Annotated in this window: 14 protein-coding genes and 1 pseudogene; 9 read left to right on the forward strand and 6 right to left on the reverse strand. The window is 39.6% G+C overall.

Annotated features, from left to right (window positions below):
* Positions 1-54 precede the first annotated feature (54 nt).
* Entirely contained in the window at positions 55-1,014 is a 960-nt protein-coding gene (locus MKY10_RS02815) for a DMT family transporter (RefSeq protein WP_015252746.1), read from the forward strand.
* Between the two features lie 122 nt (positions 1,015-1,136).
* Here the strand turns inward: MKY10_RS02815 and MKY10_RS02820 are convergent, their stop codons facing one another.
* Positions 1,137-2,015, reverse strand: coding sequence for an AraC family transcriptional regulator (locus tag MKY10_RS02820; RefSeq protein ID WP_015252745.1), 879 nt, complete (start codon positions 2,013-2,015; stop codon positions 1,137-1,139).
* A 226-nt stretch (positions 2,016-2,241) separates the two neighbouring features.
* Here MKY10_RS02820 and MKY10_RS02825 point away from each other — a divergent pair, with 226 nt between their 5' ends.
* The 4 genes and pseudogenes from MKY10_RS02825 (at position 2,242) to MKY10_RS02840 (ending at position 6,485) form a co-directional block, all read left to right on the forward strand.
* Complete coding sequence (locus MKY10_RS02825; RefSeq protein ID WP_044052628.1) at positions 2,242-3,630, forward strand: PLP-dependent aminotransferase family protein; 1,389 nt, start codon at positions 2,242-2,244, stop codon at positions 3,628-3,630.
* Between the two features lie 109 nt (positions 3,631-3,739).
* Positions 3,740-5,032, forward strand: a complete 1,293-nt coding sequence (locus MKY10_RS02830; protein ID WP_015252743.1) for an MFS transporter — start codon at positions 3,740-3,742, stop codon at positions 5,030-5,032.
* Between the two features lie 246 nt (positions 5,033-5,278).
* Entirely contained in the window at positions 5,279-5,653 is a 375-nt protein-coding gene (locus MKY10_RS02835; protein ID WP_044052627.1) for a hypothetical protein, read from the forward strand.
* A 240-nt stretch (positions 5,654-5,893) separates the two neighbouring features.
* Positions 5,894-6,485, forward strand: a pseudogene (locus MKY10_RS02840) (YdeI family protein).
* A gap of 352 nt (positions 6,486-6,837) precedes the next feature.
* Here MKY10_RS02840 and MKY10_RS02845 read toward each other — a convergent pair.
* Entirely contained in the window at positions 6,838-7,497 is a 660-nt protein-coding gene (locus MKY10_RS02845) for a hypothetical protein (RefSeq protein WP_061891303.1), read from the reverse strand.
* Positions 7,498-7,695: 198 nt separating this feature from the next.
* Between MKY10_RS02845 and MKY10_RS02850 the strand changes: the two genes are divergently transcribed.
* On the forward strand, positions 7,696-8,019 hold the full coding sequence (locus MKY10_RS02850; RefSeq protein WP_015252739.1) for a hypothetical protein: 324 nt from the start codon (positions 7,696-7,698) through the stop codon (positions 8,017-8,019).
* Between the two features lie 277 nt (positions 8,020-8,296).
* Here the strand turns inward: MKY10_RS02850 and MKY10_RS02855 are convergent, their stop codons facing one another.
* A complete protein-coding gene (locus tag MKY10_RS02855) occupies positions 8,297-8,572 on the reverse strand; it encodes an HPr family phosphocarrier protein (protein WP_015252738.1) in 276 nt (91 codons plus the stop codon).
* A 332-nt stretch (positions 8,573-8,904) separates the two neighbouring features.
* On the opposite strand from MKY10_RS02855, the gene MKY10_RS02860 reads away from it, so the two are divergent.
* Positions 8,905-9,450 carry a TetR/AcrR family transcriptional regulator gene (locus MKY10_RS02860; protein ID WP_015252737.1) on the forward strand — a complete coding sequence of 182 codons (546 nt, stop codon included), beginning with the start codon at positions 8,905-8,907 and terminating at the stop codon, positions 9,448-9,450.
* Between the two features lie 143 nt (positions 9,451-9,593).
* On the opposite strand, the gene MKY10_RS02865 is transcribed toward MKY10_RS02860, so the two are convergent.
* A complete protein-coding gene (locus MKY10_RS02865; RefSeq protein WP_003234225.1) occupies positions 9,594-10,457 on the reverse strand; it encodes a DMT family transporter in 864 nt (287 codons plus the stop codon).
* Between the two features lie 154 nt (positions 10,458-10,611).
* On the opposite strand from MKY10_RS02865, the gene MKY10_RS02870 reads away from it, so the two are divergent.
* Together MKY10_RS02870 and MKY10_RS02875 are read left to right on the forward strand one after the other, a co-directional pair.
* Positions 10,612-11,991 carry a PLP-dependent aminotransferase family protein gene (locus MKY10_RS02870; RefSeq protein ID WP_061891243.1) on the forward strand — a complete coding sequence of 460 codons (1,380 nt, stop codon included), beginning with the start codon at positions 10,612-10,614 and terminating at the stop codon, positions 11,989-11,991.
* 194 nt (positions 11,992-12,185) lie between these two features.
* Entirely contained in the window at positions 12,186-12,611 is a 426-nt protein-coding gene (locus MKY10_RS02875; protein WP_003234221.1) for a MaoC family dehydratase, read from the forward strand.
* 52 nt (positions 12,612-12,663) lie between these two features.
* Here MKY10_RS02875 and MKY10_RS02880 read toward each other — a convergent pair whose 3' ends face one another.
* Together MKY10_RS02880 and MKY10_RS02885 are read right to left on the reverse strand one after the other, a co-directional pair.
* Positions 12,664-13,236 carry an alpha/beta hydrolase gene (locus MKY10_RS02880; protein WP_015252734.1) on the reverse strand — a complete coding sequence of 191 codons (573 nt, stop codon included), beginning with the start codon at positions 13,234-13,236 and terminating at the stop codon, positions 12,664-12,666.
* Between the two features lie 81 nt (positions 13,237-13,317).
* A complete protein-coding gene (locus tag MKY10_RS02885; protein ID WP_015252733.1) occupies positions 13,318-13,647 on the reverse strand; it encodes a winged helix-turn-helix transcriptional regulator in 330 nt (109 codons plus the stop codon).
* Positions 13,648-13,786 lie beyond the last annotated feature (139 nt).

A 13,786-nucleotide genomic window follows, 5' to 3' on the forward strand; every position in this document is an offset into this window, starting at 1 on the left:
ATGTTTTGCATTTATTATAACACTATTATTATATTTATTAGTGAGGAGTCATGTATGAATACTTCCAATAGAAGAATGGGATTGTTCTATGTTATCACAGGGGCGACATGTTGGGGGATTGGAGGCACAGTAGCCAAAAAACTTTTTCAAGAATATCAAATTGATGTCAATTGGCTTGTAACGACACGCTTGCTTACGGCTGGAATGTTACTTTTAATGCTGCAACTGTTCAGAAAGGATCGGTCTCAGGTTATTGAGGTTTGGAGAAACAAAGCGTCGGCTGGCCAGCTTCTTATTTTTGGCCTATTGGGAATGCTAGCTGTGCAGTACACATATATGGCATCCATTCAACATGGGAATGCTGCCGTTGCTACATTATTGCAATATTTATCCCCAGTAATCGTCATTATCTACACGCTTTTGCGAAAACAAACGGTTCTTACCAAACAAGATATCATTACTGTTGTACTTGCTTTAGTGGGTTGCTTTTTTTTGTTAACAAATGGTTCAATGTCTCAACTTTCAGTGCCGGCAGCTGCAGTAGTATGGGGAGTTTTATCAGGATTCGCGGCAGCTTTTTATACTTTGTATGCCGTTGGTTTATTAAATAAATTTGATTCTCTTGTCGTTGTAGGTTGGGCTATGATTATTGGCGGTTTTGCATTGGGTTTTATCCATCCGCCATGGCAACTGGATTTTCAACGATTAACTGCTGAGGCGTATGCATATATTTTATTTGTGATATTATTTGGAACAATGATTGCGTTCTGGTTCTTCATAAAAAGCTTGGAAAGCCTCTCTCCAAAAGAAACAAGCCTACTAGGCAGTCTAGAGCCTCTATCAGCTGTTGTAACAACTGTCGTTTGGTTAAAAGCGCCATTTGGTTCTTTTCAATGGATTGGTGCTATTTGTATTATAGGGATAACTTTAATATTGGCTTTACATAAAGAGCCTTCTATGGAGAGTGAAAAATCGATATTAAAGATTAGGAATCATGCAAATCGGGATATATAGGGGCTTTTTTTGCTTACATGACCGGTCCGGCAATGAAAAACACTGGTGGAGTTTGAGCCCTCTCGGCAATATCAAAAATACCAAGGGTTTTGACGCCCTTGGTATTTTTTCTTCAAGAACCTTCAATTTTTCTTTTTTGTAATTGGTATCCAAATTTCACTTTTAAAAGATGGTGATGTTACATCCTTATGCTCGTTCCACAATATTTCTGGACCTTCTATTTGTTCGTAATTTGACGATGGAAACCATTCGGAATAAATGCGTCCCCATACTTCTTGCAGTGTATCCGGAAATGGCCCGATTGATTCGAATACAGCCCATGTTGAGGCAGGAACTTCAAGCCGTAAGAAATTATCTGGACACTGTTTCGTTGTGGCTACGCCAATATAGTGATCGAGCTCTCCGTTTTCCTCTGTCCGACCTTCAGAAAAATTGGTGGATGCACTAATGAGGCCTGATGGTGCTACATTAGAAAGCTCTTTTAGTTTATTTATTGCTTTTTCATCTAAACTTTCCCACATAGATGCAATCTCCGGATTAATCCCTTTAAAAATAATAGGAACTCTTTTTTTAATGCCAACGATGCGAAATGCCTCTTTTTCTTCAATACGGTAGTTCATTTCATTTCCTCCTTTAATTGTTAGCTGGAAGGTCATTCGTGGATAAGCTTTAAGGGAATGGCCATTAAGTCTGGCTTTTGATGGGTTTATGCCATGTAAATTTTGGAATGCCCGTGCAAAAGAATCAGGTGAGTTATAACCGTACTTTATTGCAATATCAATCACTTTTACATTGCTGTCTTTCAGTTCAAAAGCTGCAAGAGTAAGACGTCTGCGACGAATATATTCCGATAATGAAATACCTGCAAGGAAGGAAAACATCCTTTTAAAATGATATTCAGAGCAGAAAGCAAGCTTTGCTGCCTCTTGAAAATCAATATCATTAGTGAGGTTTTCTTCAATATACTTTAACGCCCTATTCATACTTTTAAGCAAATCCATTTATTTGGCCTCCTTTAACCAAAGAATAACAGGAGTGAAATGTATTTATCCGACATTCTGTGCACAGTTTTGCAGGATGACTTATATGAAATAAAGTAAGTGATTCACTTGTATTTGTACAGGTTTTATTGAAGCATGCTGTTCATAAAAAGGCATCAATAAAAGAAAGTTATAATTGTCTTATAAACGGCACATTCATATAATTGAGTGAAAAAGGATGCGTATCATGCCTATCAATTCTTTTGAAAATTATCCGATGAGCTGGAAGCCATCGATTGATAAAGCTGAAAAGCCTATTTATAAAGCACTTGCAGGGCAATTGGAACAGGATATTTTAAACGGAGTTTTATTACCTGGAACAAAACTTCCTCCGCAGCGAGAATTGGCTGATTATTTAGATTTAAATGTGAGTACGATTTCCAAAGCATTTAAAGTGTGTGAGTTAAAGGGGCTGCTGAGTGCGACTGTAGGGAGCGGCACATTTGTATCGTATGATGCGTTGTCGAATGCGTATTTACTTGAGGATACAAAGCCGACACATTTAATTGAAATGGGAGCAATACTTCCAGATCACGCTTCATATGAGCCCTTGTTACACCAACTGAAAAACATGATTCAGGAGGAGGATTATGAAAAATGGTTTAGCTACGGCCGGGCAGGCGAAAGCCTTTGGCAAAAAGATGCAGCTGTAAAGCTCATCCAAAGAGGCGGATTTGAAACATCCGTTGATCACATTTTATTTGCAAATGGAGGGCAAAATGCGATTGCAGCGACATTGGCGAGTCTTTGTAAGCCTGGAGACCGCATCGGAGTTGACCATCATACGTACCCTGGTTTAAAAACTGTTGCATCATTGCTTAGTGTGCAAATCGTACCGATAAAATCAGAGAACGATGAAATGAGTCCGGAGTCACTTGAATATGCGTGTAAAAATGAAAATATTAAAGGTTTGTATTTAATCCCGGATTATCATAATCCGACGACTTCCTTTATGTCTGTTGAGAATCGAAGAATGGTTGCAGACATTGCAAAGAAATATAATCTATTTGTTATTGAGGATGCATCGTACCATCTTCTCAACAAAAATCCGCTTCCGGCACTCGCCTCATTCGCACCGCAACAGGTTATCCATGTTGCAAGTTTATCAAAATCGTTAGCGCCAGGCCTGCGTTTGGCTTATGTAGCAGTGCCGAGACAATATAAGGAGCCAATATCAAAGGCGCTTTATAATTTAAATATAACCGTGTCCCCGCTATTAGCTGAACTTACTGCTCGCACGATTGTATCAAATCAATTTGAAGTCTTAATTGAAAGTCATCGTGAACAAACCATTCGCAGAAATCAACTCGTAAACCGATATGTTGCGGGATATACATGTTTAGGTGTTGAAACAGGCATTTTTCGTTGGTTGATGTTACCGGGTAAAATAACAGGCGCTCAATTTGAAGAGTTGGCTGCTCGACATGGCGTTCAAGTGTATGCGGCTGAACGCTTTGTAGTAGGCAATAGTTGTCCTGAAAGGGCTGTAAGGGTTTCTGTCTGTGCACCAAAAACACTTGAAGAGCTTGAACAAGGATTAATGATCCTGAGACGTTTGCTAGACGATCTTACCTAATATTGTTTGCCATACAATTATGACATTGTATGGCTTTTTTGTGCGTGTTATGATGATCCACATCTAGAGGGAGGTTTATACAAAATTGGCTTTTAGAAAGGAAGGTCAGATGATGTTAGACAAGGACAGCGTAAAAGCAATAGATGTTCAAACTGCTTCATTACAAAGCTACATCGGTTCACCAGAAAAACAAAAATCGTTATACAAGCGTACACTATTCGTTGTGAGTATCTCACAAATTTTTGGCGGTGCGGGGCTGGCGGCAGGAGTGACTGTCGGTGCGCTTATTGCACAGCAAATGCTTGGCACTGATGCGTTTGCTGGTCTGCCTTCTGCGTTATTTACTTTAGGGTCAGCAGGATCTGCATTAATTGTTGGAAGACTTTCTCAACGTTATGGCCGTCGAACAGGTCTTTCGGCTGGCTTTATGATTGGCGGACTTGGAGCAATAGGCGTTATTATGGCAGCAATCATAAATAGTATTTTCTTGTTATTTATTTCGTTGCTTATTTACGGTGCAGGTACAGCCACTAATTTACAGGCCCGTTATGCTGGTACAGACTTAGCAAATCATAAGCAGCGAGCGACTGCTGTTAGTATTACGATGGTTTTTACTACATTTGGCGCAGTGGCAGGTCCAAGCTTAGTGAATGTGATGGGGGATTTCGCTCTTTCTATTGGTGTTCCATCACTTGCTGGCCCTTTCATTTTAGCCGCAGCAGCATATATTTTAGCAGGTGTGGTCCTTTTCATTATGCTTCGTCCAGATCCATTAGTTATAGCAAGAACAATAGAAGCGGCAAATGAAGAGCCTGGTGATAAAGGACATTTGGCGGCAACTGAGCATACAGAAAACAAAAAAGGGATAATCGTTGGGGCAACAGTTATGGTTCTTACCCAAATAGTAATGGTAGCTATTATGACAATGACACCGGTTCATATGAGACATCATGGGCATGACTTGGGGGCAGTAGGGCTTGTTATTGGTTTTCATATAGGTGCTATGTATCTCCCTTCACTGGTTACAGGTGTTCTTGTAGATAGGTTGGGACGTACCGCAATGGCTATTTCCTCTGGAACAACGTTGCTTTTGGCAGGTGTAATAGCAGCATTTGCTCCGGGAGATTCTATGGTTCTTCTCGTCATTGCTCTTTCTTTACTCGGATTAGGGTGGAATTTTGGTTTGATAAGCGGGACTGCCCTTATTGTAGATTCAACTGATAGTGCCACACGAGCTAAAACGCAGGGGACAGTGGATGTTCTGATTGCGTTGTCAGGAGCTGCTGGCGGAGCATTATCTGGAATGATTGTGGCAGGGTCAAGTTACCTCGCATTATCATTTACTGGAGGGATGTTGTCCTTATTACTCATTCCAGTGGTGGTATGGTTTAGGGGACGATAAAGGATAGGATTGTTTAATTTACATTAATTTGTTATATTGTTAGATAAAGTCTATTGCGTCGTCTAATAATCTAACTAACTATAGTTGCTCCATTAAATCTAAATCAGCAATTTTGGTATAAAGATTTGTGACCAGGATTCCTTATAGCTGTGTCACTCACTGCATATTCTTTAATTGAATCACATAAAATGGTTATCGGATTTGAAAAAGGCAGGATTACTCGCTTTAGGTAAAGGAGTCATCACGTTGTTAAAAAGGTTTTCTCTTGTTTTTGTTACACTAATGATGTCTATCGTTGTTGTTTTAGCGGCCGCTAAAGAGTCGCCTGGAGATTATGTCATCTCATTTGATGAACCTATTATCTTGATGATCTCAATTGGAATCGTTGTATTTTTATTTATCCCTCCATTAGTCATGTCCTTTTTTGGCAATTTGGTTGTAAGAATAATATCTGGTGTATACCAATGTTTTATCGTTTTCACTCTTCTGGGGCTCATTCCAATTGGATTTCTTATTCCCAATGGCTTTTTGACAATTCTAGTTTCTATTGCAGGAACTTTAGTCAGTATAGCTAGTGTTGCCGTAACCTTATGCATTGGCAAGAATAAAAAAGATATATAATCATCGAACTGTTATTTTTTCAGATTGTCAGTGAAATAATAAAACAAGATGAGAAGGCTTTGTGGGCCTTCTTTTTTTTTTGTTGTTGCATCATCCCCACTGTAAGCTTAATCTATTGAATAATAAGAGAAGGAACCTATAGAAGAATAAAATAAATAACGAGATGTCAAAAATAAAACTGGACTTCATTATTGTCAATTCACGTAAATGTAAAAAGCTTGGAAAGAGGGGAATTCCTTCATGACAAATAGCAGAACGAATCCGAAGGTTGATGAATTTTTAAGTAAAGCGAAAAAGTGGAAGGAAGAATTTGAGAAGTTGAGAACCATCATTCTTGACTGTGAGCTGACTGAAGATTTTAAGTGGATGCATCCTTGTTACACATACAATAATAAAAATGTCGTTTTAATACATGGGTTTAAAGAATATTGTGCGCTTCTGTTCCACAAAGGTGCCCTATTACAGGATGCCCATGGAATTCTCATTCAACAAACGGAGAATGTACAGGCGGCGCGCCAGATTCGGTTTACAAATGTTCAGGAAATAAATGAGCTAGAAAACATTTTGAAAGCCTATATTCACGAAGCCATTGAAGTTGAAAAAGCCGGTTTGAAAGTATGTTAACAAAAATATTGAATTGAACATTCCTGAAGAACTTCAAAAAAAATTCGATGAAATCCCTGCCTTGAAAACTGCTTTTGAAGCATTGACCCCGGGACGGCAAAGAGCATACACTCTTTATTTTTCTCAAGCCAAACAATCCAAAACCCGAGAATCGAGAGTCGAAAAATATGTGCAAAAAATTCTCGATGGAAAGGGATTAAAGGATTAGGCACGCCAAGGTTCAGGCTAAAGGAATAGCATCATAGCGTAATAAGATCATTTCTATAGAAGAAAAACAAGCATAGTAAGATGCTTGTTTTTTCTTAGGACAACATTCACTTACTGCTGAAATGCTTCTTTTGATTAACATTGTATGCCACTAGACAGCGTTATAAAATATTAATGCAACACCTAGAAATAGCTCAATGGTACGGCTCATCACATTTAGAATGCCAAGGAGAACTAATAGAACCGGAAGATTTTTAGTAAGTTACTACACTCCAAACTTTGTTTTTTATATTAATATATCTTATTTCCTTATTAACCATTGTATTTAGTCAGGTACAGACAAACGAATACGATTAATGAATCATCATGATATCAATGAGCCGCTTGATTTTTTCCTTGTCACCTGTATCAACATACACTGTTTTTCTGTTTTTTATGATATTCTCAGTCACTTCCCTCATGACGCCTTTTTCTACATCATCAGCGGAATCCCAGCGTAAAGGCACATTATATACATGAATCGTGCCATCCCCATTGCCATGATAAGTGACTGATCCATCCACTAAACGAGAACCTGCTAACTGGGTTACATCTTCTGGATAGCTGGCACTTGTATCATCATTAGGATTAATTGGCTCGCCAGCCGAAATATGTCGAACATTTAATTCATCTATCTCTTGATTAGGTCCAAGTTGAAGCCAAACTCTGGCATATTCGATTTTTTCCGAAGAGTATGCTGCCAATACATTGTCTTCTTTGCTTTTCTCTTCTGCTGAAGAGGTCTCATTTGCAGCTTTTGTTGCGAATTCTTCTGATTCTGTTATTGGCTCCGCTTCATCCTTGCGTATTTTGGTTCTCTCTTCAGGCTCAGTGTGTTTTTCGTCAGTTTGCACAGCAGAAGCTTGATTTGAAGGTTGATGTGCTTCTTCATCCTTACTGCCCGTACATCCAGCAAGCAAAATCATGAGCAGCAGGGCAGTAATACAAAAATATATCTTTCTGTGTTTCTTCATTCTTTCATTCATTCCTCCCTCTCCATTAACTCAGGTCAGCTTCATATATAAGTTTATGTATCTAAATATTACCATGGAATAGATAGGATGATATTGAAAACTGTTTAAGAAGAGGAAACGATCTTGAATAACATCGCGAAAACTTAAGAATTCTTAAGAAGTTTTGCCCCTTTTTCTATGTTTTCAAGCGGGAACATGATGAAGGATTTAGAACGTAAATATCCAGAGTTGAAAAAATTATTGGAGACTTACAATTATAAGTTTTTGGCGCTGGGGATGATTTATCCAATAGCTCCAACAGATGTCGTTTGTTTTTTATCGGCAGCTGTAGGAATCAAGTATACCACTTACATTTTAACGGTTATCGTTACGAATATCCCTTTATTGATATTTTCGAGTTTCATTGTGATCAATTTTAGTGAGTCATTAATGGGAACTGTATTGGTTGTCGCATCATTTGTTTTGGTTTCTATTGTATCCATTAAAATGTGGAATACCCTTAAGCATAAACGGAGCACATAGAAATGCCACGGGACTAACCATTTATAGCTTATAAGCACCTGTAGAGATTTAAGTTCTTTCTGTATCCAATAATACCAAGGGTATAACTGCCCTTGGTATTATGTTCTGCTGCACATATATAAACCCTCCATTTTCGTTTGTAGATCCTTTTTTATTTTTGTATTTTAGGTTGAATGATCACCAGACGATAAATGAACGCATGAACTGAAAAGCTGTTTTGCCGCAAAATAAATAAATCAACCAACGATAACAATCTCGCTACTACGATAGATTTTGATTACTGTATATAATCATTTTTTAGTAAATGCTCTTTCATTTTTTGAATTGCCTTCGCTTCGTCGGCTCCATGAGCGTATATATGTATTTCGGTTCCTGGTTTAATTCCTAAATCCATAATGTCCATGATGGATTTTGGCGCTTGTTTGAGGTTAACAGTTTTCCCTTGGTATTCAAGAAAAATATCTGATGTAAACCGATGAGCTATACTGACTAACAGGGTAGCCGGTCGCGCAAACCCTGTTTCCTTAATGATCGTAAATTGTCTTTTAATCATTCTTCACCTCATTAAAGTCTGCCTCTTGACGGATTTATAGTTGGGTTGCAGATCAAATTTGAATTTAGAGTACCTTTAGGATAAGTGATCTAATTTCATCATTTTCTCTGCATTTTGAAATAACACCCTTTCTTTGTGTTTACAAAATAATTCTCAACTAACTAAAATGGACAATAACTTCATTCGGGAAAAAGCATGATTCACTATCAGCTTTTATTTATTATTGTAAATACAAACATGGTGTGTACAATGGTTACATTCAGGCGATTTGTTGATTATTCAACATTCCACTCTAAATTGTTGATTATCTTAAGAAAGTTTGGTGAAAAGCTATGTCCAAAGTGGATAGAAGAATAACCAAAAGCCAAGAGGCTATTAAAATAGCTCTGATTGAGCTGATGACTGAAAAAAGTTTTGATCATATTACGATTAAGGAAATTTCTGAAAGGGCAAATGTAAACCGGGGAACAATCTATCTTCATTACTTAGATAAATTTGATCTATTAGAAAAAATTATGGAAGAGCATATAAACAATATGGGGGATTTTTGTGAGTCGGCAGCTGAAATGGACTGGATTGAATCGACTGTACACTGCATGGAATACCTTGAGAGTAATTATTTATTCTTTTCGACGATGTTAGCCAGTGAAGGCGCTCGATATTTTCGCAGTCAGTTCCTTAAGTTTAATATCGAAGAGTTCAGGAAAGATGTAGATGTAACGAAAGGCAAGAATTACGGCCAAAGTGAAGATGTCATTGTTGAATTTATAGCAAATGCTTACGTAGGGGTAGTGGAATGGTGGTTAAAAAACGAAATGCCTTATCCGCCTCGTGTCATGGCAGAAAAAGTGGGGGATTTATTAGAGAGGATTTTATAATGGAGGCAGGAAATGGGTGTTGACTTATTTGTCTAGGCGGGAGATTCAAGTCTCCTCGATCGCATACAAAATACCAAGGGCCAGCAACCCTTGGTATTTTTATACCTTCATGCATTTTTGAAGTTCATGCTTAAAGGTCTGCCTTACTTTGCAAATCGCCGAGCTGCTGCAACGCACATGATAACGGCGATATTCACTGCTACGAGTGCCCAGCCTACTTTCTCGTGCAGTATCACTGAGGCAAGCAGCAGTCCAAAAAAAGGCTGGAGAAGCTGGAGCTGCCCAACCGCTGCAATTCCCCCTTGGGCAAGACCTCGATACCAGAACACGAAGCCAATCAGCATGCTGAATAAGGATACATATGCAAGACTGAGCAGCGCGGGAACGCCGATCGCCGACCATGAGTCCGGCGTAAAAAAGAACGACAATGGCAGCATAAGAGGAAGCGACAGAACGAGTGCCCATGAGATCACCTGCCAATTCCCCAGACGCCGTGAAAGTTTGGCCCCTTCTGCATAACCAAGACCGCATACGACAATAGAAGCCAGCATGTACGCGTCGCCAAGCGGGGATGAACCTCCCCCCTGAATGAGGGCGAAACCTGCTACTAACAAGCTGCCGGCAGCTGAGAAAATCCAGAAGACGGGCCGAGGGCGTTCACCCCCGCGCAGTACGCCGAAGACTGCCGTTGCGAGTGGAAGAAGTCCAATGAAGACAATGGCGTGTGCGGATGTGACATGCTGAAGCGCTAAAGCTGTCAGCAACGGGAAACCAATCACTACGCCAAACGCTACCACTAATAATGAAATGAGGTCTCTTTTGGCAGGATGCTGCTGCCGGAAGATGAGAAGGAGACCTCCCGCCAGTACACCAGCTATCGCAGCACGGCAAACGGTGAGAAATAACGGATCGAAGTCTGACACAGCCAAACGGGTCGCAGGCAGCGAGCCGCTGAAAATGAGTACGCCTATAAAACCATTTATCCAGCCATTTGTTGTTTTGTTCATTATAATCACTCCACATATCTTTCTTGTTCATTGTCTGTATTTTCTTAACAAAACCAGCAGCTAAGGATTACAATGACTATAAACTGGAATTGGCCTTTTTTAAACGGCCAGTTTTCATAAAAAAATGCATACCAGTTAGGAGAACAACGTGCAAATGGATATCACGCCTTTTTTGAATAGAACTCTGGATATTCCGCTTTATCGGTATTTTAAAGAAAATATGCATCGGGGCCGTATTCAAAAAGGAATGAAGCTTCCTTCAAAAAGACTTTTGGCGAATCAGCTTTCCATCAGCCAAACGACTGTAGAACGTGCCTATGAACAGCTCGCTGCTGAAGGTTATATTGTGAGCAAGCCAAGAAGCGGGTGGTTTGCTGATTATCATGATTCTGATTTTGCTTATGATAGAATGCCAAGCACAACACCCATTCAACAAGAAGCAGAAGCAAATAAACAATGGATTGATTTTCATTATGGAAATGTAGATTCTTCTTACTTCCCTTTTTCCGCATGGCGAAAAAGCATGGTCAATAGCTTAGACCAATATGGACACGAGCTTTATCGGCCGGGACATGTTTTAGGAGAGTTTGAGCTGAGAACACTCATTGCAGAGTACCTGTATCAATCTCGGGGTGTTCATTGCGGCCCTGAACAAGTGATTATAGGTGCCGGGAACCCTATTCTGCTGCAAATCTTGTGCCAAGTTTTTGAGCCGAATATTTCTATAGGGTATGAGGATCCTGGTTATCCAAGAGCACGCAAGATTTTTGAAGCCAACCGCATGAATATTGTTCCTATACCAGTCGATGCTGAAGGAATCTGTATACAGAAGATCAAAGAACAGCAGCCAAACCTTGTATATGTCACACCTTCCCATCAATTTACGCTGGGAACAATCATGACGATCAACAGAAGAATTCAGCTGCTCAAATGGGCGGCCGAAAATCAATCCTTTATCATAGAGGATGATTATGACGGGGAATTTAGGTACACAGGACAGCCGGTTCCTTCTCTGCAAGGGCTTGATCAGCATAACCGTGTCATTTATATGGGCACTTTTTCTAAGTCTCTTTTGCCCTCGCTGCGTATCAGCTATATGATTCTTCCTTCGCCTCTTTTAAAAAAGGGGCATGAAATCACGTCCTTATATAAGCAGACAGTGTCCTGCCACAGTCAGCTAACCCTAGCTGAATTTATAAAAAATGGAGAGTGGCAAAAACACATCAACAGAATGAGAAAACTTTACCGCAAAAAAAGAGCCATTGTATTAGAGGCAGTGCAAAGGGAATTAGGAGAGCATGTCAGAATCCGCGGAGAAAACTCTGGGCTTCGTATCTTACTTGACGTTTATTTGCCATTTGGTGAAAAAGAGTTAATTGAGAAGGCGAAAAAACATGGAGTAAAAATTTATCCTGTTTCTCTTTCTTATCAACATCATCCTCCTGCAAAAACGGTCTCGCTCGGGTTTGCAGGGGTTTCTGAATCCGACATAAGAGAAGGCATAAAAAAACTGAAGGCTGCCTGGAAGATATGAGGGAGCTTTCAGTTTAGCAAAACGGCCAAGTGACGGAACTAAGTGTTGAGAGCTGTTCAATATTTTTTAAGTATATGATGAGTGCCAGCAGTCCAGCCCACGATATGTCTGTTTAGCGAAAAACAGAATTTTTTATTTGCTCATCACAGTGCTAAAATAAACAAAATAGACAATTGAAAAATAGAGGTGTAAGAATGAAGTTAGATGAGTTTACAATTGGCCAGGTCTTCAAAACGAAATCATTAAAAGTATCAAAAGATGATATTATGCGGTTTGCGGGTGAATTTGACCCTCAGTATATGCATGTAGATGAAGAAAAAGCGAGTAAAGGCAGATTTAATGGAATTATCGCTTCCGGCATACAAACACTGGCCATATCTTTTAAACTTTGGATTGAAGAAGGTTTCTATGGAGACGATATTATAGCCGGAACAGAGATGAATCATATGACATTCATAAAACCTGTATATCCGGATGATGAATTGTTTACAATTGTTGAGGTTCTTGATAAGCAGCCAAAGAGAAATGAATTGGGAATACTCACAGTATTGCTATCTACTTATAATCAAAAAGAAGTAAAAGTGTTTGAAGGTGAGTTATCTGTATTGATCAAACGATAACTCAGAAAGCCCGCTTTTCGCGGGCTCGATTGAAGCAGATGGGTGAAAGATGTTAGCGAGTTTCCTTTGAAAAATAAGAGGTTAAAACATCATAAACAATAGGCAAAGAAGTAAATCCATCATCTTCTAGAAAATGACCTCCGTGCTGAATTTCATATAACGCAGCGTCAATTTGTTGTGCCAGATCCTTGCTGAATGAAAAAGGCACAATTTGGTCGTCCTTAGAAGCAATGACAGCACGGTGCTTCGCGGACTCGATGATTTTTTGATGATCAAACGATCCCTGTGTAAATTCATCTAACATCTGTAAAGTGGGCAACGATTTGGCAAAGCCGGAAACAAGTATGATTCCGCCAAGCTGTTTTCGTAATTGAATATGTTCCAAAAATCTCAAAATGGCAGGGCACCCTAAGCTGTGCGCAACCAAATACGTATTTTCGTGTAAAGTGTGCTGATATAAAGAGAGTGTCTCCAGCCAATCCTCAAGTCTTGGCTGGAGCGGATTAGGCATGTTTAAAATGTCTGCTTGGACCCCATCTGCGAGCAGACGTTTTTTCAACCAAGGGAACCAATGATTTGTTGAGGAGGCTCTGTAGCCATGAATGATATAGACTTGTTTTGTCATTATTTCCTCCTAAGAAATATTTTCATTCAGTATAAAATTCCTCTCATTGGGAAACAAGTACGCACTTTTTTGTAAGTAGCTTTACATATGAGGCACTCCTTGTGCCATTCCCCACTTACACATCTCACCTATGAGGGGATACAAAGATCGCCCTCTGTCAGATAACGAATACTCTACTTTCAGTGGGGTTTGAGAAACCTCAGACCGATGAATAAGGCCGTCAGTTTGCAATTCCTTAAGCTGTGCGCTTAACATTTTATGGGTGATGAAGGGCATAGCCCTTTTCAGCTCGCCGTATCTCATCATTTTTTCACACCCTAACTCATAGAGTATTCTCATTTTCCATTTGCCCCCTATAAGAGACAAGGTGTATTCAAATGGGGCTTGTTTACTGCGGCACAGGCTATCCATGTAATCGAACCTCCTTTTTAAGGTATCATATCAGAATAATTCAGGATTTTCGGTGTTGAAGTTTGAGGGCGATTCGCGATCTGAACTGAAAGGAACGCTTGCTCAACAGGCGGCACGGTACATGAATGTTCTAAGTCAA

The sequence above is a fragment of the Bacillus sp. FSL P4-0290 genome (genome assembly GCF_037975435.1).
In the GTDB taxonomy this organism is placed as follows: Bacteria; Bacillota; Bacilli; order Bacillales; family Bacillaceae; genus Bacillus; species Bacillus subtilis.